At 70.0% G+C, this 20,600-nt stretch carries 22 protein-coding genes; 3 read left to right on the top strand and 19 right to left on the bottom strand.

All coding sequences use genetic code 11. From position 1 onward, the window contains the following. Positions 1-3: 3 nt before the first annotated feature. The 6 genes from Ae717Ps2_RS33780 to Ae717Ps2_RS33755 are packed head-to-tail and all read right to left on the bottom strand — an operon-like array spanning position 4 to position 5,876. The gene (locus Ae717Ps2_RS33780; RefSeq protein ID WP_075334886.1) at positions 4-486 is read right to left on the bottom strand and encodes a biotin/lipoyl-containing protein; all 483 of its coding nucleotides are present in this window, start codon (positions 484-486) and stop codon (positions 4-6) included. Continuing rightward, a complete protein-coding gene (gene accD / locus Ae717Ps2_RS33775; RefSeq protein WP_075334885.1) occupies positions 483-2,165 on the bottom strand; it encodes an acetyl-CoA carboxylase, carboxyltransferase subunit beta in 1,683 nt (560 codons plus the stop codon). The genes Ae717Ps2_RS33780 and accD overlap by 4 nt, the downstream gene beginning before the upstream one ends. Before the next feature lie 13 nt (positions 2,166-2,178). Further along, positions 2,179-3,288, bottom strand: coding sequence for a DegT/DnrJ/EryC1/StrS aminotransferase family protein (locus Ae717Ps2_RS33770; RefSeq protein ID WP_075334884.1), 1,110 nt, complete (start codon positions 3,286-3,288; stop codon positions 2,179-2,181). A gap of 21 nt (positions 3,289-3,309) precedes the next feature. Beyond that, positions 3,310-3,753 (bottom strand): DUF1772 domain-containing protein, encoded by a 444-nt coding sequence (locus Ae717Ps2_RS33765; RefSeq protein WP_075334883.1) that lies wholly within the window; start codon positions 3,751-3,753, stop codon positions 3,310-3,312. Next, complete coding sequence (rfbA, locus tag Ae717Ps2_RS33760) at positions 3,750-4,652, bottom strand: glucose-1-phosphate thymidylyltransferase RfbA (RefSeq protein ID WP_075334882.1); 903 nt, start codon at positions 4,650-4,652, stop codon at positions 3,750-3,752. The genes Ae717Ps2_RS33765 and rfbA overlap by 4 nt, the downstream gene beginning before the upstream one ends. A gap of 3 nt (positions 4,653-4,655) precedes the next feature. Beyond that, positions 4,656-5,876: a class I SAM-dependent methyltransferase gene (locus Ae717Ps2_RS33755; RefSeq protein ID WP_075334881.1), complete on the bottom strand. Its 1,221-nt coding sequence runs from the start codon at positions 5,874-5,876 to the stop codon at positions 4,656-4,658. Between the two features lie 109 nt (positions 5,877-5,985). Here Ae717Ps2_RS33755 and Ae717Ps2_RS33750 point away from each other — a divergent pair, with 109 nt between their 5' ends. Then, entirely contained in the window at positions 5,986-6,507 is a 522-nt protein-coding gene (locus Ae717Ps2_RS33750) for a MarR family winged helix-turn-helix transcriptional regulator (RefSeq protein ID WP_075334880.1), read from the top strand. Positions 6,508-6,594: 87 nt separating this feature from the next. Then, positions 6,595-7,200 carry a dTDP-4-dehydrorhamnose 3,5-epimerase family protein gene (locus Ae717Ps2_RS33745; RefSeq protein ID WP_075334922.1) on the top strand — a complete coding sequence of 202 codons (606 nt, stop codon included), beginning with the start codon at positions 6,595-6,597 and terminating at the stop codon, positions 7,198-7,200. 53 nt (positions 7,201-7,253) lie between these two features. On the opposite strand, the gene Ae717Ps2_RS33740 is transcribed toward Ae717Ps2_RS33745, so the two are convergent. The 11 genes from Ae717Ps2_RS33740 to rfbB form a co-directional block, all read right to left on the bottom strand. After that, entirely contained in the window at positions 7,254-8,411 is a 1,158-nt protein-coding gene (locus tag Ae717Ps2_RS33740) for a nucleotide disphospho-sugar-binding domain-containing protein (RefSeq protein WP_075334879.1), read from the bottom strand. Between the two features lie 101 nt (positions 8,412-8,512). Next, positions 8,513-9,256: a BTAD domain-containing putative transcriptional regulator gene (locus Ae717Ps2_RS33735; protein ID WP_083702737.1), complete on the bottom strand. Its 744-nt coding sequence runs from the start codon at positions 9,254-9,256 to the stop codon at positions 8,513-8,515. Next, positions 9,253-9,960 (bottom strand): AfsR/SARP family transcriptional regulator, encoded by a 708-nt coding sequence (locus tag Ae717Ps2_RS33730; RefSeq protein ID WP_255407995.1) that lies wholly within the window; start codon positions 9,958-9,960, stop codon positions 9,253-9,255. Before Ae717Ps2_RS33730 ends, Ae717Ps2_RS33735 begins: the two co-directional genes overlap by 4 nt. A 177-nt stretch (positions 9,961-10,137) precedes the next feature. Then, positions 10,138-10,569, bottom strand: a complete 432-nt coding sequence (locus Ae717Ps2_RS33725) for a cupin domain-containing protein (protein ID WP_075334877.1) — start codon at positions 10,567-10,569, stop codon at positions 10,138-10,140. Beyond that, positions 10,566-11,018 (bottom strand): SRPBCC family protein, encoded by a 453-nt coding sequence (locus tag Ae717Ps2_RS33720; RefSeq protein ID WP_075334876.1) that lies wholly within the window; start codon positions 11,016-11,018, stop codon positions 10,566-10,568. The genes Ae717Ps2_RS33725 and Ae717Ps2_RS33720 overlap by 4 nt, the downstream gene beginning before the upstream one ends. 36 nt (positions 11,019-11,054) lie before the next feature. After that, the gene (locus Ae717Ps2_RS33715) at positions 11,055-11,327 is read right to left on the bottom strand and encodes an acyl carrier protein (protein ID WP_075334875.1); all 273 of its coding nucleotides are present in this window, start codon (positions 11,325-11,327) and stop codon (positions 11,055-11,057) included. Between the two features lie 51 nt (positions 11,328-11,378). Beyond that, complete coding sequence (locus Ae717Ps2_RS33710) at positions 11,379-12,551, bottom strand: beta-ketoacyl synthase N-terminal-like domain-containing protein (RefSeq protein ID WP_075334874.1); 1,173 nt, start codon at positions 12,549-12,551, stop codon at positions 11,379-11,381. Then, positions 12,548-13,813 carry a beta-ketoacyl synthase gene (locus tag Ae717Ps2_RS33705; protein WP_075334873.1) on the bottom strand — a complete coding sequence of 422 codons (1,266 nt, stop codon included), beginning with the start codon at positions 13,811-13,813 and terminating at the stop codon, positions 12,548-12,550. The genes Ae717Ps2_RS33710 and Ae717Ps2_RS33705 overlap by 4 nt, the downstream gene beginning before the upstream one ends. Beyond that, on the bottom strand, positions 13,810-15,192 hold the full coding sequence (locus Ae717Ps2_RS33700; RefSeq protein ID WP_198932390.1) for an NDP-hexose 2,3-dehydratase family protein: 1,383 nt from the start codon (positions 15,190-15,192) through the stop codon (positions 13,810-13,812). The genes Ae717Ps2_RS33705 and Ae717Ps2_RS33700 overlap by 4 nt, the downstream gene beginning before the upstream one ends. Positions 15,193-15,559: 367 nt before the next feature. Beyond that, positions 15,560-15,901 carry a TcmI family type II polyketide cyclase gene (locus Ae717Ps2_RS33695; protein ID WP_233147889.1) on the bottom strand — a complete coding sequence of 114 codons (342 nt, stop codon included), beginning with the start codon at positions 15,899-15,901 and terminating at the stop codon, positions 15,560-15,562. Beyond that, positions 15,898-16,905, bottom strand: a complete 1,008-nt coding sequence (gene rfbB, locus Ae717Ps2_RS33690) for a dTDP-glucose 4,6-dehydratase (protein ID WP_075334872.1) — start codon at positions 16,903-16,905, stop codon at positions 15,898-15,900. The genes Ae717Ps2_RS33695 and rfbB overlap by 4 nt, the downstream gene beginning before the upstream one ends. A gap of 199 nt (positions 16,906-17,104) precedes the next feature. Here rfbB and Ae717Ps2_RS33680 point away from each other — a divergent pair. Next, positions 17,105-18,273, top strand: a protein-coding gene (locus Ae717Ps2_RS33680; RefSeq protein WP_369804896.1) for an IS3 family transposase whose coding sequence is annotated in 2 segments (ribosomal slippage) — positions 17,105-17,389 and positions 17,392-18,273 — 1,167 coding nt in all. Because the reading frame shifts where the segments join, the coding sequence is not laid out codon by codon here. Between the two features lie 314 nt (positions 18,274-18,587). Here the strand turns inward: Ae717Ps2_RS33680 and Ae717Ps2_RS33675 are convergent. After that, positions 18,588-19,781 carry a hypothetical protein gene (locus tag Ae717Ps2_RS33675; protein WP_143510931.1) on the bottom strand — a complete coding sequence of 398 codons (1,194 nt, stop codon included), beginning with the start codon at positions 19,779-19,781 and terminating at the stop codon, positions 18,588-18,590. 62 nt (positions 19,782-19,843) lie between these two features. Further along, the gene (locus Ae717Ps2_RS35815) at positions 19,844-20,539 is read right to left on the bottom strand and encodes a TIGR02391 family protein (protein ID WP_083702733.1); all 696 of its coding nucleotides are present in this window, start codon (positions 20,537-20,539) and stop codon (positions 19,844-19,846) included. Positions 20,540-20,600: the final 61 nt, after the last annotated feature.

Below are 20,600 nucleotides of genomic sequence, written 5' to 3'. Positions count from 1 at the left end.
GGATCACTCCGGCCGCCCCGGCTCGATCCGGAACAGCACCTGGCCGAACTCGACTCCCGAGCCGTCCGGCGCCTCGACCGCGGCCACCCGGCCGGCGACCGGGCACTCGACCGGGTTCATGAGCTTCATCGCCTCGACGATGCCGAGCTGCTGGCCGGGCCGGACCTCGTCGCCCTCGACGACGAACGGCGCAGCCCCCGGCTCCGGACGGTGATAGAAGGTGCCGACGAGCGCCGCCGTCACCGCCACCGACGTCTCGGACTCCGCCTTCGGGATGGGAGCGGCGGCCGCCGGCGCGGCCGCGCCGGCGGCCCACTCGACCTCCAGACTGCTCTCGCCGTCGCGCAGGAACAGCCGGGCGGGTGCGCTCTGCTGCGCGAAATCCAGGGCATGCCGGCAGAGCCGCTCCATGGCGTCGGTCTGCCGGCCGCGTGTGTCGGTGTCGGATAGGCCGGTACGCAGGCCCGTTGTGCCGTTCGTCGTCATGAGTTCCCTCCTCGGTCACGGTGGTTGCCGAACGCCGAGTAGCGCAGAGCACGGGTGCGGCGGAGCTCCTCGGCGGGCAGCCCAACGAGTTCGGCGAGTGCCGTGGTCACGGTGCGGCGCACCGCGTCTCCGACCAGAGCCCCGTCGGTGGACGGGCCCGGGATGACACCTTCCACCAGGCCGTTCCGCAACAGCGCCGCGGCGCCGATCTGCAACGCCTCGGCGGCCTCCGGTGCGCGGGCGGCGTCTCGCCAGAGGATCGCCGCGCAGCCCTCCGGGGAGATCACCGAGAACACGCTGTCCTCCAAGGCGTAGACCCGGTCGGCGACGGCCACGCCGAGCGCCCCGCCGCTGCCGCCCTCACCGAGCACCACCGACACCACTGGCACGGCGAGCCGGGCCATGAGCCTCAGGTTGTCGGCGATCGCGTGGGCCTGGCCGCGGCGCTCGGCGTCGACCCCGGGGTGCGCCCCGGGGGTGTCGACGAGTGTCACCACCGGGATTCGGAGCTTCTCTGCCAGCCGCATGACCCGTCCCGCCTTGCGGTACCCCTCCGGCCGCGGCATCCCGAAGTTGCGGTGCACCCGCTCGGCGACGGTCTCCCCGCGCTGCTGACCGACGATCGCCACCGGCACGCCGTCCCACCGCCCGAGCCCGGTGACGATGGCCGGGCAGTCGCCACCGCTGCGGTCCCCGCGCAGCTCCACGAAGTCGTCGACGACGCGTTCGATCATCGAGGTGGTGGTGATCCGTCCGGCGGTGCGCACCGCACGCACCGAATCCCACGCCGAGCGGTCCGGCAGAGCCCCAGGGTCCCGGACCAGCTCGACCGGCTCCACCCGGGTCGGCGACGACGGCCGGGCCGCGGACAGCAGTGCGGCGAGCGTCGCGCGCTGGGCCGCCCGCGGGACGACGGCGTCGACCAGCCCGTGTTCCAGCAGGAACTCCGCGGTCTGGAACCCTTCCGGCAGCTCCTGTCCGAGCGTTTGGGCAATCACCCGCGGCCCGGCGAAGCCCAGCCGCGCACCGGGCTCGGCGAGCACGATGTCGGCGAGCGGGACGAACGACGCCGCCACACCGCCGTAGGTGGGGTCGGTGACCAGCGAGATCGTCAGGATCCCCGCGGCGTCGAGATCCGCGAGTGCCCGGCTGGTCCGCGCCATCTGCATGAGCGCGATCGCGCCCTCCTGCATCCGGGCCCCGCCCGAGGCGCTCACCACGAGCAGCGGGTGCCCCCGTTCGACGGCGGCCCGCGCGGCCTGCTCGACGAGAGCGCCCAGTGCCGCACCGAGGCTGCCGCCGAGGAACTCGAAGTCCATCGCAGCGACCACCACCGGGTGGCCGCGCAAGGTGCCGGTGGCGCAGGCGGCCGCGTCGGTGAGGCCGCTGCGGGCTCGTGCCTCGGCGAGACGATCTCGGTAAGAACGCAGGTCGGTGAACCCGAGCGGGTCGTCCGGCACCCCGCTCAGGTCACCGAACTCGGTGGCCGAGCCGGCGTCGAGCAGGAACGCGATGCGGTCCCGCGCTCCCATCCGGGCGTGATGACCGCAGGACGGGCAGACGCCGAGCTCGCGCCGGAAGCGGGGACGGTAGAGCATGCCACGGCATCCGGGGCAGTGCAGCCAGTCAGCCTCTGGCGTGCCGGACGGCTGGGTCTCACGGGCGGGGGAGAGGGTCATGACGGCTCCCGGGTCAGACCGCCGCGAGGGCCTGCAGGACCGCATCGATCACGCGGTCCTGCAGGTCTCGGGGCAGGCTCGGGTACATAGGCAAGGAGAAGATCTCGGTCGCCAGACGCTCGGTCACCGGCAGCGCGCCGGCCGGCACCCCGAGGCGGGTGAATCCGCGCATCGTGTGCACCGGCCACGGGTAGCTGATGTTGAGGTGGATGTCGTCGGCGCGCAGCTTCTGGAGGATCGCGTCCCGGCGCGGATGCCGGACGACGTAGACGTAGTAGACGTGATCGTTGCCATCGGCGACCGACGGCAGCACTAGGTCGGTGCCGGACAGGGCGTCGGCGTACCGGTCTGCGACCGCCCGGCGGGCGGCCAGGTAGGAGTTCAGCCGAGTCAGCTTCCGGCGCAGGATCTCCGCTTGGACCGCGTCCAGCCTGCTGTTGTGCGCGGGGGTGGACTCCGTGTGGTATACGTCGTCCATCCCGTAGTAGCGCAACCGTCGCAACGCGCGGTCCACCTCGGCCGAGCTGGTCAGCACCGCGCCGCCGTCGCCGTAGGCGCCGAGGACCTTCGTCGGGTAGAAGGAGAACGCGGCGGCGGCTCCGAAGGTGCCGGCGAGCGCGCCGTGGTGGCGGGCGCCGTGGGCCTGCGCGCAGTCCTCCAGGATCGCGATGCCGTGCCGTTCCGCGATCCGGCGCAGCGGCGCCATGTCCACGCACTGCCCGTACAGGTGTACCGGGACGATGCACCGCGTGCGCGAGGTGACCGCGGCCTCGACCGCGTCGACGTCCATCAGGAAGTCCTCCTCCCGGACGTCGACGAACCTCGGCACCGCGCCCATCGCGTCGATCGCGACGACGGTCGGGGCGGCGGTGTTCGACACGGTGATCACCTCGTCGCCGGGCCGGATGCCGATCGCTTCGAGACCGAGCTCGATCGCGTTCGTCCCGTTATCGACGCCGACGCAGTGCGCGACACCGTGGTAGGCCGCGAACTCGGCCTCAAACCCGGCGACGCTGGGCCCGAAGACGAGCTGCCCGGACCCGAAGACGGTCTGCACCGCGTCCAGCAGATCGTCCCGCTCGGTCTCGTACTCGGGCAGGTAGTCCCAGACTCTGGTGGGCATGCGGGTTCCCTTCTTGGAGACTCAGGAGAGGAGAACGGCTGCGGTGTTGGCGACGGCAGCGGCGAGCGCTCCACCGACCCGCGTCAGGTGCCATCCCCGCCACCGGTGGCGCAGCACCCGGAGCTCCGCAGGCCCGGGCGCGGCTGCGATGGAGGCGTTCACCCGGCGCAGCACGATCGCGGAGACCGTCAGTAGCACCAGCAGCCCGAGCACGGCTAGTGCGTGAAGGACGGCCGCGGAGACGACCGGGGCGGCCGGCACCGCACCTGCGCTGAGGCCGATTCCCAGCAGGGTCAGCAGGGGCATGACGGTGTCCATCCGCCGCAGCACGAACGTGTTCGTCTCCGGATAGCGGTCGTCGGGTTGCGCCATGAGCAGCGGCAGCAGGACAAGCAGGGCGACGGTCAGCGCGCCCGCCACCGCCGCCGACACCACGGCGGCGAGCAGCGGGAGCATGCCGGTCACACTGCTTCCAGGACGGTCGGTCCCTCGTCGAGGAAGGACCGGGCGACCCCGACGACGTAGCCCCCATACTCGGAGCCGGTGAGCCGCAGGCCCAGCTCGAGGCATTCCTCGGCACCGATGAGCCCCTGCCGGAGTGCGATCTCCTCCAGACAGGCGATCCGGACGCCCTGCCGTCGTTCAAGGGTCTGCACGAACTGGGATGCCTCCAGGAGGGACTCGTGGGTGCCGGTGTCGAGCCAGGCGTAACCCCGGCCGAGCGCGACCAGCGAAGCGCGTCCAGCTTCCAGGTACGTCCGGTTCACGTCGGTGATTTCCAGCTCTCCACGGGCCGAGGGCCGTAGGCTGCGGGCGATCTCCACCACCAGGGGGTCGTAGAAGTAGAGGCCGGTGACCGCCAGCCGGGACCGCGGGTGCCGCGGCTTCTCCTCCAGGGAGAGCAGCCGCCCCCAGTCGTCGATCTCGGCGACGCCGTAGCCTCGGGGATCGTCCACCTCGTAGCCGATTAGGACGGCCCCGTCGAGGTCGCGAACGCACCGCGTGAGCACGTCGGAGAAGCCGCTCCCGTGGAACAGGTTGTCGCCGAGGACGAGTGCCACGTTCTCGTCCGCGACGAAGTCGGCGCCGATCCGGAAGGCGTCGGCGAGACCGCGCGGGGCGTCCTGGACCGCGTACTCCAGCCGGAGCCCGAGGTGGGTGCCGTCCCCGAGCAGCCGCCGGAACGACGGCAGGTCCTCGGGGGTCGAGATGAGCAGGATCTCCCGGATCCCGGCCAACATCAGGACCGAGATCGGGTAGTAGACCATCGGCTTGTCATAGACCGGCAGCAGCTGCTTGCACGCCGCCGAGGTGGCAGGCCGTAACCGGCTGCCCGCCCCCCCAGCCAGCACGATCCCGCGCACGGCTCACATCACCCGGACGTCGGGTACATAGGAGATCCACCGGCCACCCGCCTCGCGGAACGCGCTCTCGCGCTGCATGATCTCGTCCGCGTGGTTCCAGGCGAACAGCAGCGCGTAGTCCGGGTAGGGGGCGGTGAACTCCGCGGCCGGCGAGACCGGGATGTGCGCGCCTGGGGTGAGCCTGCCCTGCTTCTCCGGCGTGCTGTCGTACACCGTGGAGACCAGGTCAGGGCCGATCCCGGTCCGGTTGGTGACTGTCGCGCTCTTGGCGGTCGCGCCATAGGCCACGACCCGCCGGCCCTCGTCGCGCAGCCTCTCCAGCAGGCCGACCAGGTCATCGCAGATCCGGTCCACCCGCTTGGCGAAGTCCTCCAGCGTTCCGGGGGCGTGCAGCGCGCGATCGGTCTCCTCGGCCAGCAGGTCGGCGACGGCGGCGGACGGGACGCGCGCCCCCGCCCGCGCCAAGGTGTAGCGGACCTCTCCGCCGTGCACGCCGAGGCGCACGACGTCGACGAGCTCGAAACCGAAGCGGTTGGCCAACGAGGCCACCGACGTCGCCGAGAACAGGTAGAAGTGTTCGTCGTAGATCTGGTCGAACGACCCCCGCTCCACGATGTCGCCGAGGTAGGGGTCCTCGAAGACGAGCACGCCGTCCGGGGTGAGCAGCACGTCCAGACCGGCGAACACCGAGTCCAGGTAGGGGATATGGCAGAAGGTGTTGGCCGCGTAGACGACGTCCGCCCGGCCGTGCTCTTCGAGCACCCGGCGCGCCGTCTTCTCCTCGAAGAACGCGGTGAGGACTGACAGCCCACGTCCTCTGGCGACCTCTGCGACCCCACCGGACGGCTCCACCCCCAGGTGACGTACGCCCGCTTCTGCGACGGTCCCGAGCAGCACCCCGTCGTTGCAACCCAGTTCGATCAGGAACGCGTCCGGCCCGCTCAGCTCGGTCGCCAGCAGGCTCCGCGCGGTGGTCGCGAAGTGCTCCCGCATGACCGAGGACAGCGAGGATCGGTACGGGTACTCCTCGTGGAACATCCGTTCACGGGGCACCTCGTCGCGCAGCTGAATCATGTGACAGGAGCGGCAGGAACCGACCCGGAGATGGTAGAAGAACTCGCTCTCGATCTGTTCGGGGCCCAGAAGAAAGGCATCGGACAGCGGCTGCTGTCCCAGATCGAGGAATGTTGTGACATCGCCACCACAGACCCGGCACCCGGACATGGCACTCCTTCCGTTTCGGTGTCGGTAGTCTGTGCGAGAGTTCTCGAGAACCGGTCCACAGCGGCTCGACGGCGGCAGTGGTGACGCCTCGACGCAGACAGGGGGGTACGTGGAGCAGCAGGACGGGGCCGGCCCGGCGGTCAACCGGTGGGAGCTCAGCGCCTACGAGAACCGGATCTTCCGGGAGTACGTCAGCGCGATGGTCTTTCACGGGCAAGTCACCGCGGACGCGGCCGGCCTCAATGCCACCGACCTCTACGCACTGAACCTCCTTGACCTGATCGGGGAGGTCACGGCCGGTGAGCTGGCCCGACGCACCGGACTGACCACCGGCGCGGTCACCAAGCTCGTCGACCGCCTCGCCTCGGCGGGCCTGGTCTCACGCCGGCCGGATCCTCAGGACAGGCGGCGGGTACGGATCGGCATCGTGGACACCGAGGCCGATGAGCGACTCGGCAGCAGCGGGGAGCTCTTCGCCCCGATCGCCAGCCGTCTGGATAGGCTGATATCGGCGTATCCGGAGCCCGAACGCACAATTCTGATGCGTTTCTTCGAGCGGGCCACCGAAGAACTGAGTTCGGCCACCCGGGAGATCCAGTCGACGAGCCGTCCGCCGCGCCCACGACACTGACCGGACTCCACCAGGATTCGACCGTATCGAGATCCACCCGTGTCATTCTCGGAAATGGCTGCCCAGCTCCGAGGAGAGGACACGACGGTGCATCGAACCACTATCGACGGCGTGCTGCGATTGGAGGGGGCCCGGTACTCCGACCGTCGTGGCGAGGTCGAGGTCCCGTTCGCCGACCCGGCGTTCCGGGAGGCCGCCGGTCGTGGCATGTTCGCGGTGCAGCAGACGATCCTCACCCGCTCCCGCCTCGGCGCGGTCCGCGGAGTCCATTACACGGCTACCCCGCCGGGCACCGGCAAGCTGGTGCATTGCGTGGCCGGCCAGGTCCTCGACATCGCGGTCGACCTGCGGACCGACTCATCGACGTTCGGTCAGTGGGACGCCTTCGAGGTCTCCGGGGATGACACCGCCGCGCTCTACATTCCGGTCGGCGTTGGGCATCTGTGGATCGCCCTGAGCGATGGCGCGACGCTGCACTACCTGCTCTCCGCCCCCTACCGGGCCGAACTCGAGCGGGCAGTGCATCCGGCCGACCCGGACCTTGGTCTCCCGCTCCCGCCGGAGGCGGAGCGCCTGGTGTCCGAGCGGGATGCGAACGCCCCCACCCTCCGGGAGGCTGCTGCGGCAGGGCTGCTGCCGGACCGGGCGGCCTCCGCCCGGGCGGAACGGGCCACCGAGTCCGCGTCGCGCTAGCCCCGCCGCCCCGGGCCGACCCTCGTCCGTCCCGACGAGCAGGCCCGGGGCGTTCAGCTGAGCTTCGCCAGCAGCTCGCGGCCGGCCTCCACCACCCCGGGCCGGGCACGTTCGCCCTCGGCCCGATCCGTCGCAGCGTGCCGCATGACGTCGTCGCGGAGTACCCGCTCGACGGTCTCCCGGATCGCACCGGGCCCCTCGGCGAGCTCGAGGCGGGTGCCGGCGCCGGAGCGGGCGATCCGGTCGGCGCTGTGGTTACTGGCGAACCCGGTGAACCCGCTGGGCGCGATGATCTGCGGAACCCCGGCCACCAGCGCAGTGGCCACCGTCCCGTCGCCGCCATGGTGCAGGATCGCGTCGCACCCCTCGAGCAGCAGGGAAAGCGGCACGTCGACCTCCACCGTGACCCGGTCCGATGGCGCCGGCGCCAGTGCCTGTGAGTGCGCGGGCACTGCCACTACGAGGTCGACGTCCACGTCAGCGAGCGCGGACACCACGGCGTCCATCGGTGCGAGGTCACCGGTCACCCAGGAGTAGGTCCCGCCGAGGGTCACCAGCACCCGTGGGCGGCCGGTGGCCTCCCCGGCGCGCCGCACCGAGCCGGCACCGTTGTACGGGACATAGCGGGCCGGGACGCTCGGGCGGGCCGCATCGAACTGCAACAACGGCGGGCAGACGTCGATACCGGTGTCGCCGTCGAGCGCCGACGGCGACAGACCCGCGTCGCTGAGGATGTCGCCGAGGAACCGACACTCGGCGTCCCGCCAGCCGGGCACCCCGCCGGCGAAGTCGGGCCCGAACAGGAACCGCGCCGTCGGGATGTCGAGTGCGCGGCCGAGCGTCGCCGCGGCGTAACACTGCCAGTCGTAGACGACGACGTCCGGACGCCAGTCGGTGAGCACCGCGGCCAGGTCCTCGTTCATCAGGCCGGCCACGCCACGGAAGAACCCGAGGTTCTGGGCGATGTTGTGGCTCTCGTCCCCGCTCGCCGGGGTGTCGCCGCGCCCTGGGAGCCGGGAGCGCATCTCGTCGGTGATCACCGGGTTCCGGCCCACCGGTACCGAGGTCAGCCCGGACTCGACGACCTGACTGGTGAGCGCGGGCGGGTGCGCCACCCGCACGTCGTGCCCGTCTGCTCGCATCGACCACGCGAGCGGCACCATCGGGAAGAAGTGGGAGTTCTGCATCGAGACCGCGAAGAGGACGCGCACGGATCACGCTCCGTTCGAGAGGGTCGGCGGGCCGCGGGCGCGGCCCTCGGGTCACTTTCACGGGCTCCCCTCGGCTCTCCCTGGTGTTCGGATGGCCGGGCTCAGGGCTGCTGCAGGATCTCCAGGTAGGCGGGGTCGACGGCGGTCGGACCGATGGGCCCGACGTGCTCGCGCTGCCTGCGGTGGAAGTGGCGGGCGTGCCGGATCGCGTCGTGTCGACGACCGCGGGCCGCCAGCGAGCGGATCAGGCAGACGTGCACGTCGGTGTCCAGCGGGTCGTCGACGAGCACCGCACGCGCCTCGGTGATGACATCGGTGAACCGCCCGGTGTCGTGCAACGCTGCGAGGTGGGCGGCCTGGGCCGCCCGCCGTGCTGTATCCAGCCGTCCGGCGACGGCGAGCAGGCGTGGTCCGCGGTCGACGTCGGAGAGCACCGGTCCCCGCCAGAGCGCGAGCGCGGACCGGTACCCGGCCGCCGCCCTGGCCGGGCAGGACGTGCGGGCTGCCACCTCGATCAGGCACTCGAACTGGTGCCAGTCGAGTAACGCCGGATCGATTTCGAGCCGGTACCCGCTGCGGGTCGTCCGGATGTGGCCGGGTGACCCGTCGCGGGTGTGCCGCCGGAGCTGGTAGACGTAGGTCTGAAGGGTCGTCGCCCAGCTGACCGGTGGGTCGCCGTCCCAGAGTTCGTCGACGAGCAGGTCAGTCGGCACCGACCGGTCCGCCTCGACCATGAGCAGTGCGAGCAGCAGTCGTTGTTTCGGCGCCCGTACCGCGACCGGGTCGACCAGCCGGTCACCGGCGAGCGGACCCAACACTCCCGGCCGGACGGACCCGGTCCTCATCGGGTGTCCGCGAACGGCAGCGTGAGATCGCCGTCGGACAACACCTGGCGGTGCAGCCTCACCAATGGCTCACAGGGGTCGAGTCCGAGTTCCTCGATCATTCCGTCGCGCAGCACCGAGTACACACCGAGCGCGTCCTGACGGCGGCCCGCGGCGGCGAGGGAAAACATGAGGTAACCGTTCAGGAGTTCGTTCAGCGGGTTCTCCCGGACCAGCGGCCGGAGCTGTTCCACGGCCTCTCGGTGCCGGCCCGTCGTGATTCCCGACAGGATGAGCAGTTCGTTCGCGCACATCCGCATCTCGGCCAGCCGCTCGCGCTGGGCCCGGATGCGGGGTCCTGGCCGGACGTCGGCGAACAACTCACCCTGGTAGAGGTCGAGCGCGCTCTGCGCGGACGCTGCGACGGCCTCCGGTGCGGCGTCCCGGCGGGCCAGAGTGACGTGTTCGACGAAGCGGTACATGTCCACGTCGGAGGGCTCGCCGACGAGCTCGTAGCCGAGCGGCCGGGTCAGCAGTTCCGGACCGCCCCGCCGCCCGAACATCCGACGGAGGCGGTACACGTAGGTCTGCAGAGTGGTCACCGCCGTGGCCGGTGGCCGATCACCCCACACCTCGTCGGCCAGCTCGTCGACGAGAACAACCCGACCGATGTTGATGATCAATAGTGCAAGCACGACTCGGGGTTTCGGCGGAAGGTCCTCCACCGGAGAGTGCGTTCCGGACACCACTGTTCGACCGAGTACCCGATACCGCACGAATCCCCCAAATCGACACCTTCCCGACAGAAGATAATTTACCCGCGCCTTTACGACATTTCGACCCGATCGAGTGTGATGCACAGCACAGTTAGATGAACGGTTTTGTTCAGTTGATCTTCCGATTCACGTTATCTCAGTGTCGACGTGTCCCCACTCAGGTCTGGGTGCGAGTGGCGACATCGTCAGAACGGCCCGGACCGGGGCGTCCCCGAGGCACGTCATCCGGTGCCGCATGCCGCGCGGGATCACGAACGAGCTGTCGGGACCGATCTCGTGGCGATGCTCCCCGACGGTGAGTTCCATCGCCCCGCCCAGCACGGTGACCCGCTCCTCCGAGTACGGGTGGTAGTGCTCGGTGACGCTCTCACCGGGCCGGATCGTGGCGATCACGAGCAACCCTTCCTGCGCCCCACCGGAGCGTGGGCTCAGGACGATCCGCAGGTCGGCCCCGCGGCCCGGGAGTGGGCTGACGTCGTCGGTCCGGACGACCGTGACCGGCTCGGCCGGTCGCTCCGCGGGAAGGGCCGGAACGCCCGCGGTGGAGTCGGTGCTCACGCCGTCACCCGCCGCTCGATGTTGTCCCGGACTACGCCCATCTGCGCCGTCGTGTTGCGATTCAGCCGCTCGGTGATCGCCTCCTCGGTGAAGGGCGCGTCCGCGCGGACCGCGAAGTCCTGCCGCCACCGCATGCGGGTGCCGCCGGGGATCTCCTCGTAGGTCCAATGCAGCTGCATGTACTCGAACGGCCCCTTCTCCACCCGCTCCGCCCGTACCGAACGGGTCACCGGGTCGGGCGTGCGGTCCGACACCCAGCTCCAGACCCGCCCGTCCGGGTCCGGATGCAGTGTCAACCGGATCCGAAGAGTCGGGCCCCGCCGTTCGACGATCTCGGCGGCGGCATACTCCGAGAACAGAGTCGGCCAGGACTCGACGTCGTTGGTCATGTCCCACACGAGGTCTATCGGCGCCGCGATGTCGACGCTGTTGTCGGTTCGACCTGCCATGTCAGTGTCCCTCCTCCGGCAACTGTGGATCGACGCTCAGCGGCTGGCGATCGCGTCGTTGACGAGTGCGATCAGCTCGCGCGGTGTGCGGGCCTCGACCACGACCGCGTCCGGGAGCGCGGTGCTCCATCGGGCCTGGATCAGACCGGCGGTCTCGAGTAGCGCGAGCGAGTCGTAGCCGAGGTCCTCGAACGGTGCGTCGAGGAAATCCCCCGGCACGGACTCCGGGGCGCCCGCCGCGCGGGTCATCAGCTCGGCGAGCAACGGAGCGTCCAGCTTCTCCTGCTCGGGGGTGGTGGTGCGGTCCATGACGGATCCTCTCCTCGGTGGGTCCGGCGGCCGGGTCGGCCGTCGGTGGGATTAACGGGTCACGACGACGGCGGAGTGGAACCCGCCACGGCCGCGCGCGAGCACCAGGGCGGTGGACAGTGCCGCTGGGCGCGGCGTGTCCAGCACCAGATCCAGGTCGTCGGGCGGCTGACGCAGCCCGGTCGCCGGCGGCACGACGCCGTCGCGCAGCGCGAGCAGCGCGTGCACAACGTCGAGGGGCCCGGTCCCGGCTGAGACCCGGCCGGTCGCGGTCTTCGGTACGGCGACCGGCACGCCGCGCCTGCCGAACAGCCCGACGAGCGCGTCCCGCTCCGCCTGGTCGAGCGCGGGCACCCCGGCCGCGTCGGGAAGAACCAGGTCGACATCCGACGGGCCCAGCCCGGCGTCTTTCAGTGCTGCCTCGGCGGCACGGCCCAGCGCCGAGCCCGGCGCCTCGGACGCCCCCTCGAAGGTCGCGGCGTGGCCAGCGATGCAGCCGTACACCTGCGTGCCGTCGACCTCCCCGTCCGGCTCGATCACCAGGATCGCACCGCCCTCGGCGGGAATGCTGCCGTCGGCGTCTGCGTCGAACGGCCGGTAGCGCTCGCCGCTGACGCGGCCGCCGGCCAGGTGCGCGACCCAGCCCCACGGGCAGACGTTCGAGTCGACCGCGCCGGTGACGACAAGCGTGCTGCCACGCCGCAGATGCCGCCGGGCCTGCGCCAGCACGTCGAGCCCTCCCGCGTCGTCGGCGACGACGACGCCGGACGGGCCCCGCATCCCGTGCCGGATCGAGATCTGACCGGTGTTGACCGCGTAGAACCAGGCGAACGACTGGTACGCGCTCACGTGCCCGGGCCCCTGCGACCACAGCTTGCCCAGCTCCCGCTGCCCGAACTCGTACCCGCCCGCCGAGGCCGCCGTCGCCACGCTCATCGCGTACTCCGGGCGGGTGCCGATCCGGCCGGCATCCTGCAGCGCCTCGTCGACGGCGGCGAGTGTCATCCGGGTCATGTGGTCGGTCTGCGGCATCAGGCGGGGCGAGACGTGTTCGGCCGGGTCGAACCCGGACACCAGTCCGGCCCGTCCCGCCGGGTAACCCGAGGCGTCCCAGCGGTCCAGCTCGGTGATCCCGCAGCGGCCCTCCAGAACACTCGCCCAGTGCTCATCGACACCGATCCCCACCGGGGAGAGCACGCCGATCCCGGTCACCAGTGCCCTCACCTGTCCTGCACCCCGTCCCTGGCGAGGAGCACCGCGCTCTGGAAGCCGCCGAACCCGGACCCGATGCTCAGCACCCGGTCCAGCTCCTGGTCACGGGCGATCCGCGGCACGTAGTCGAGGTCGCACTCCGGATCGGGAGTGGTCAGGTTCGCGGTGGGCGGTACGACCTGGTCGTCGATGGCCAGCGCGCATGCGGCCAGCTCGATGGCACCGATGGCACCGAGTGAGTGCCCGACCATCGACTTGATCGAGCTCATCGGGACCCGGTACGCGTGTGGGCCTAGTGCCTTCTTCACTGCGGCCGTCTCGTGTCGGTCGTTCTGCCGGGTCCCCGAGCCGTGCGCGTTCACGTAGTCGACGTCGTCCGGTGCGCAGCGGGCCTCGTCCAGCGCGGCGGTGATCGCCTCCGCCAGTTCGCGGCCGTCGGCCCGCAGCCCGGTCATGTGGTAGGCGTTGCACCGCGACGCAGTCCCAACGATCTCCGCGTACACCCTCGCCCCGCGCCGACGGGCCGCCTCCAGGTCCTCCAGGACGAACATCGCCGCGCCCTCACCCAGGACGAACCCGTCGCGGGTCCCGTCAAACGGCCGGGATGCCGTCGCCGGGTCGTCGTTGCGGGAGCTGGTCGCCTTGATGGCGTCGAAGCAGGCCACTGTGATCGGCGAGATCGGCGCGTCGCTCGCGCCTGCCAGAACCGTATCGGCGCTGCCTTCGCGCACCAGCTCGGCGCCGTGGGCGACAGCGTCCAGACCGGAGGTGCAGCCGGCGGAGATCATCGTGACCGGGCCAAGCACTCCGTACCGGCGGGCGATCTCGGCGGGCATCGAGCTGGGAACGAAGTAGTCGTAGAGGTGCGGCACCGCGAGGGTGTGGTCGACGATCCAGCGGGAGCCGCCGTGGCTGACCCGCTCGTACTCGCGGTCCAGCCCGATGGTGGCCCCGACCGCGCTCCCGAGGACGACCCCCCAGCGCTCCGGCTCGGACCACGGGCGTATACCGCTGTCCGACAGCGCCTCGGCCGTTGCCGCCAGCGCGAACTGCACGGCCCGGTCCAGCCTGGTCGTCTCCTCGTCGTTGAAACCGAACTCGGCCGGGCGGAAGTCGCACTCGGCCGCGATCCGTGAGCGGAACGGGGCCGGATCGAAGTGGGTGATGGCGCCGGTCGCGGTCCGGCCGTCCGTCAGCAGGTCCCAGAAGGCTGCTGTCCCGATACCCCCGGGTGCGACCACGCCGATCCCGGTGACGGCAACGCGTCGACTCACAGTGTCCTCCTCGGCGCGGGGGTCGACAGGCTGTGCAGGCAGGTGACCAGGCTGCGGGCCTGCACGTTGAGGTAGTGGCTGTGCCGCAGCAGCTCCTGCAGCTGGCCGACGGTCACCCAGAGGTAGCCGGGCGGCTCGGCCGGGTCTGTGGTCTCGACGACCGTGTAGCGGGTCTCGGTGTCGAGGAAGCGGCCGCCCTCCTCGGCCATCACACAGTCGAATCGGACGTCCGCAGCTGGGGCCTTTTCCACCAGGTCGAGCAGCGGCGGCGCCGGGAGCGCCGGCAGGGACTGCAGTGTCGCCGGGGTGCACTGCACGGTCGGGGCCAGCTCGACGACGTCGACCAGGCCGGGCTCGGCACGCAGCTGCACGAGCACGTGCAACACCCCGGACGTCTCGTTGACGACGAACGCGGCGAGGCCCCGGCCGCGGGCCGCGAACATCGGCTGTGACCAGCCGTCGACCTCTCGACCCGCTGCGCGCACGTCGACCCCGACCACCTCGAAGAACGCTCCACTCTCGTGCCGGATGCGTCCGTCGCGGCGTATCCAGCCGGTGGTCTCGCGCAGGGGGACCGGACGGGTCGTGGTCTCGGTGCTGGTCCGGGCCTCGGTGACGGCGCTGAGCACCGTCATCATGTCGTGCCGGCCGTCGGTGCGAGCCATTGACGCCTGCAGCGCTGCGGTGAACCGGTCGCGGGCGGGCACCGCGTCCGCGCCGACGGGCAAACAGGACAACACCGTGCGGCTGTCCATGTTGACGATGTTCTCGACGGCCAGCAGGTGGTGGATCTCGGCCAGGGTGAACCACCGGAAACCGGCCTCGGCGCCGACCTCGGCTCCGACCTCGACAATCATGTTTCGGTTGCGCTTCTGCAGGAACCACGCACCCTGCTCGGACTGTCGCACGTCGGCGATGACCCGGTGTCCGGCGCGCTGCAGGAAGTGCTGCAGGTAGCGGACCGGGCGTCCGTTGTGGACGCCGGTGTAGTTGGACCGTGTCGCCTGAACCGTCGGGGACAGTTGATAGCCCCGCGGATTGCCGGGCTCGACCTTGGCTTGGAGCAGGAACTCTGCGACTCCGTCCACGGTCCGGGTGAGGATCCCCAGGATCCCGATCTCAGGCTGGTTCAGCATCGGTTGCCGCCAGCAGGGCACCGCGCCACCGTCGACCCGGACCTCCACCCCCTCCACTGAGAAGAACCGCCCGGTGTGGTGTCGGATCGTCCCCGTCGCCGGGTCGCTTCTCCAGCCGTCGAGTTCGTCGAGCGGAGTGCGGCGGACCGTCATCGGCCGCTCCCGTGCCCGGTCGGCGAGCCAGCCGAGCGTGGCGGACCGGCGTTCGGCGGTCGCGGCGTCGGACAGGGCCGATCGGGCCAACGCGAGTCCACTTCCCGCCGTCCCGGCGCTGCCGGGCTGGTGGGGTACCGGTCGGACGATCACGGTCGGCCCTCCCTCACCCGATGGGCGGTCGTGCGCAGCCCTCGGAATCGGCCCCCGGTCCGGACCGAAGCGATCCGGGTGCGGTGCGTCGCGTGCACGGGGCCTGCCTCGAAGTCACGGAAGGCGCCCTCGTCCACCCAGTCGCTCATGATCACCACTCCGTCCCGGTCCGGACCGAACAGCCACTACCCGAGGCATCCCGGCACCTCGGCGACCTCCCCGGCCATCTGGGGCCATTCGGCGACAAATCGGACGGCGTCGTCTCCGGTCATCTCCAGTTCGATCACGGCGCGGAACCCGGCGCTCACTCCGGGCTCCAGCGGTAGAAGCTCGTGGCCTGGGAGTCGAGCGGACCACGCCAGGTCTGGGGGTCCCACGGCTTGACCAGCGCATCGACCGCGGCGCTGATCCGACCGAACCCGGGGTCCTCGGCCCGCGCCCGGCGGATGCGGTCCGCCAGACCGGGTTCGGCCTCGATCAGGTGCGCGTAGACCCCGTGGAAGGAGTACAGCGCCCGGTGCCGGACCCCCATCCGTTGCGGCAGACCAGTCGCATCCGACTCGGCGAATAACCGGGCGACCTGCTCGGCCCGCCCGACCGGCATCCGGGCCACCATCAGGGTGCGCTCCACCGGACGGTCGCTCATCGAACCGGCTCCGGGTAGCTCAGTGCGCGCGCCCGGTCGAGCGGGATGGACGCCGGCCGTCGCGACTCCCACCAGCCGCGGTTGTCCCGGTACCACGCGACGGTCGCGGCCAGTCCCGACCGGAGATCGCGCGTCGGCCGGTACCCGAGTGCGCGGGCCCTGGAGTCGTCCACCGCGTAGCGCAGGTCGTGCCCCGGGCGGTCGGGGACCGGCCGGATCCGCTCCGATCCGGCGCCGGTGAGCTCGAGCAGCATCCCGGTCAGCTCGCGGTTGGTGAGCTCGGTGCCGCCACCGATGTTGTAGATCGCGCCCGGCGTGCCTCGCTCGGCCAGCAGCAGCAGGGCCCGGCAGTGATCCCGCACATGCAGCCAGTCCCGGACGTGGCGGCCGTCCCCGTAGAGCGGGACGTCCAACCCGTCGAGCAGACGGGTGAGGAACAGCGGAACCAGCTTCTCCGGGTACTGCCCCGGGCCGTAGTTGTTGGAGCACCGGGTGACGAGCACCGGCAGGCCGTGCGTCCGGTGCTGGGCCAGCGCCAGCAGGTCGGCTCCCGCCTTCGACGCCGAGTACGGCGAGCGCGGGTCGACCGGCGCGTCCTCAGTCCAGCGCCCGGCGGTGATCGAGCCGTACACCTCGTCGGTGGAGACGTGCACGATCCGCTGGACCCCGGTTACGCGGCAGGCGTCGAGGACGACGGCGGTTCCCAGTGTGTTGGACCGGACGAATCCGCCGCCATCAGTGATGGACCGGTCTACGTGCGACTCCGCGGCGAGGTGCAGGACAACGTCGGTGCCTGCACAGAGGTCCCGCACCAGCGGCGCGTCGGTGACGTCCCCGACCACCAACGTCATCCGGGGCTCGTGCGTGGGCAGGCCGTCCGGGTCGGCGGCGTAGGTCAGCCGGTCGAGGACGACGACCTCGGCGTCCGCCCGGGCGGCGAGCAGCTCGTGGACGAGATGTGAACCGATGAAACCGGCTCCGCCGGTGACGAGATATCGGACCATCGGTAGCGCTCCGTTCGTGACGCGGTGCGTTCGGCGTCACGAACGGTCACACGGGCATCTCGACGGACGCTGGAGACAGGATCGACGGCCTCTCTCGGCCGAACCCAGACCGAGCGGAGCGGGCAGTGCAAGGGTCTGCTGCAGCGATAGGTGACATCTGATCTGGCTTGCCGGTCCGGCGGGCTGAGAGGATGTAGCTGTGCCCAAGCCATACCCCGAGGAGTTCCGGGCCGACGTGGTGCGGGTGGCCCGTGCCCGCGAGGACGGGGTCACTATCGAGCAGGTCGCCACCGACTTCGGCGTTCACCCGATGACGCTGCAGAAGTGGCTGCGCCGGGCAGCGGTCGACGACGGCGCCAGCCCGGGCCATACGTCGACGGAGTCGGTCGAGCTGCGTGAGGCCCGGAAGCGGATCCGGTTGTTGGAGCAGGAGAACGAGGTGCTGCGGCGGGCGGCGGCGTATCTGTCCCAGGCCCAGCTACCGGGAAAAGGCTTTACCCGCTCGTGAGAGAGCTCGCCGCCGACGGTATCGCGGTGGCGCTCACGTGCCGGGTGCTCGGCCTCGCTCGCCAGCCCTACTACCGGTGGCTCGCCGACCCGATCACCGACACCGACCTCGCACAGGCGTATCGGGCGAATGCGTTGCTCGATGCCCACCGCGACGACCCGGAGTTCGGCTACCGCTACCTCGTCGTCGAAGCCGCGGCCGCCGGCGAAGCGATGGCCGAGCGGACCGCGTGGCGGATCTGCCACGACGGCGGCTGGTGGAGCGTGTTCGGGAAGAAACGGCGTGGCAAGGGCGGCCGGGTCGGGCCGCCGGTCCACGACGACCTCGTCCGGCGCGAGTTCACCACCACGACCAGCCTGGACCGGCTGTGGTTGGCCGACATCACAGAACATTCCACCGCGGAAGGAAAGCTGTACTGCTGCGCAGTCAAGGACGCCTGCTCTGGACGGATAGTCGGCTACTCGATCGACGCCCGGATGACCTCTGAGCTGGCGGTACGGGCAGTCGAGAATGCTGTTGCCCGCCGCGGCCGAGCAGGCGGTTGCGTGTTTCACACCGACCGCGGGTCGCAGTTCCGCTCACGGAAGCTGCAGCACACGCTTCGTCGTCACGGGCTGGTCGGGTCGATGGGGCGGGTCGGCGCCGCCGGCGACAACGCCGCGATGGAGAGCTTCTTCGCGTTGCTGCAGAAGAACGTCCTCGACCGACGACGCTTCACCACCCGCCAGGAACTGCGGACCGCGATCGTGACCTGGATCGAACGCACCTATCACCGACGACGGCGACAGGCCCGTCTCGGCGGTTTGACCCCGATCGAGTACGAGACCATCATCAGCCCCGCCGCGCCCGCCGCGGCATGACACCCGACTGTCACCTATCGCTGCAGCAGACCCGGACGAGTCCAGCGTCTACGTCTACTTCCTCTCTAAACGCCACGGGCTACACCTACTGCTGCGCGCCCTGCGAAGACGCCGATCACGCCGAGGTCATGGCAAGCCGGCCAAGACTGGGGAGCGAGCAGTCGCGGGGTCATCCCATGTAGCTCGCTCCGGCCAAACTGTCATAATCTTGATTATCGGCTCGTAGTCAGCGCACGTCGGCAAATCTCAGACACTTGACCTCAACCTGAGTTGAGAGTGCTCGGTGGTTGACATGACGCCCCCGGCGACGCCGTTCACGATGTGGCGGCGGCGTCGCGAGTGGACTGACGTGCGATGAGCTGGTCAGTGAGTTCGATAGTCGCGAGGTACCACCAGAACACCCAGTCGCGGAAGGCCGGGTCGTACTTGGCGTGCTGCTTGTCGTTGCGATGGCGCAGGTCGAACTTGTTCGCGATGTGGAACAGCTGGGTCTCGTCGTCACTGAACAGATTCGACTTCAGCAGGGCCCGGCGGTCCTCCAGGACGTTGGCCAGGGCAACGACGGCCGAGCGCTTGTCGTGGGTGGTCGCGTCGCGTCGCCGGAACAGCGAGATCGCGTGTTGCACCTGGTCTGTGACCTGGTGGTCGGGAGCGGCGAGGACACGGTCGATGAGGTCACCCCGGGCTTCGTCTGTGACCTGTACCAGGCGGCCGATGTCCTCCCCTGAATCCGCGAGTCGCAGAGTCGTGCCGCCGCGCTCAAAGAGCCGGTTCGTTGACCAGCGGTACAGCGCGCGCCCGGTGTCGGCGCTGAACACGCTGTAGTGCCAGCCGCAACCGTCCCAGTTGTGGAAGCTGCGTTCGCGGGGGCGGACGGCGAGGTCGTGGAAAACCTCGACCAGTCCGTAGAAGGTGTCGGAGTCCCAGGTCTCGGGCTGCAGCGGCCACAGCCCGGGGATGCCGAGCCGAGACTCCAGGACATCCGCCTCGTTGACGGGGTCACCGTCGTCGACGCACACCGGGGGTAGGTCCCGGCCGAACAGCCCTCGGGCCCGGTGCTCCTCGACCAGGCGCGCGAACCGCCGGCGCAGCGATGCCGGATCGGGAGGGGCGGTGGCGCTGCGCCGCACTCGTTGTCGGTCAGGCCAGTACGGCGCCGGCTCGTGGTGCTCACGCAGCTCTGGAAGCGCTGCGACCAGTGCGTCGAGGTAGCTATCCTCGCCGGAGGCTGAGGATGCCGCTACGCGATGGTCGGAGTTGACGCCCCAGGGATCCTCGCTCCACGGGGCCCCAGCGACCTGACGACCAGTCGCTGCTTGCTGCCGGTAGTCCTCGGCCGGGCCTTCACCAAACGCATCCTCCAGTAGGAACACGATCCGCTCGTCCTCGGGCTCAGCCCGCCGTCCCGTCGTCGGCCGGGTCCGGCGCAACGCTGCGAGCTCGCGGGCGAGGACCTCGCGTGGCCAGCGCAGCTCGTAGTCAGCGGAGTCGAACATCGGATCGAGCACGCGAACAGGCTACCGGCCGCTGAGGGGCCGGCCACCAACACGGCAGATGGTGGCTTGAGTCGCTAGCTTCCACTTCTGATGCGCCGCTCCGCGACGTCGAGGCGGCGCATGAGAAGACTCGCGAGGGCCAGATACTCGATTGCCTCTTCCGCCGTGTCGTTCAATGGATGACCGTGTCCACGTGGATCGCGAAGCCCCTGAATTGCACCCATGAACAAGTGGTTGAACCCTTCGCGTTCGTCGATCGCACTTTGTCCGGTGGTAGTAGCGACGTCGAGCTTCGCCTCGCTTGCACCAAAGGTTTGACTCATCAGCTTCTTGCCAGACTGGTCGATCGGGCTAAGACTCTTAACTCGTGCCTCGACTGCTTTGAACGCCTCAAATACTGCCTGCGAGTAGTAGCCGTCGGCGAACAGTGCCGCGGCGGCGGTGGAGATCCCAGGATGCATTCCTGTGATGCTCATCGGCGGAATCGGTGCGCTCGGGCGCGGTTTGCTAGCGGCTTCGAGTCGGACCTCGGTGTGGTCAAGGCTGCCGCTGCCTCGTGGCGCGTTTAGGAAATTGACGTTCGTGACCCGGAGCAGTTTCCGGTGCCCTGCGGGGTTTGTCCACTCAACGAGGTCGTCTTCGTCGACGTCGCTGTTCTTCGGTAGGGTCATGTGGTCTTGAGCTAGAACGAGCGCTTTGAACTCCCGACGCTCCTCGCCATCTGGAGTTCGACGAATCCGGATGATTTTGTCGTTCATTGGAATATTCATCGCGTCTCAGTCCTATCGATTATCGGCTCGTTCGTTGATTATAGATACGAACTTGTCCGGC

It is taken from the genome of Pseudonocardia sp. Ae717_Ps2, from assembly GCF_001932475.1.
In the GTDB taxonomy this organism is placed as follows: domain Bacteria; phylum Actinomycetota; class Actinomycetes; order Mycobacteriales; family Pseudonocardiaceae; genus Pseudonocardia.
Note: the sequence above shows the minus strand (reverse complement) of the source record. Positions and strands in the feature narration are given on the sequence as shown.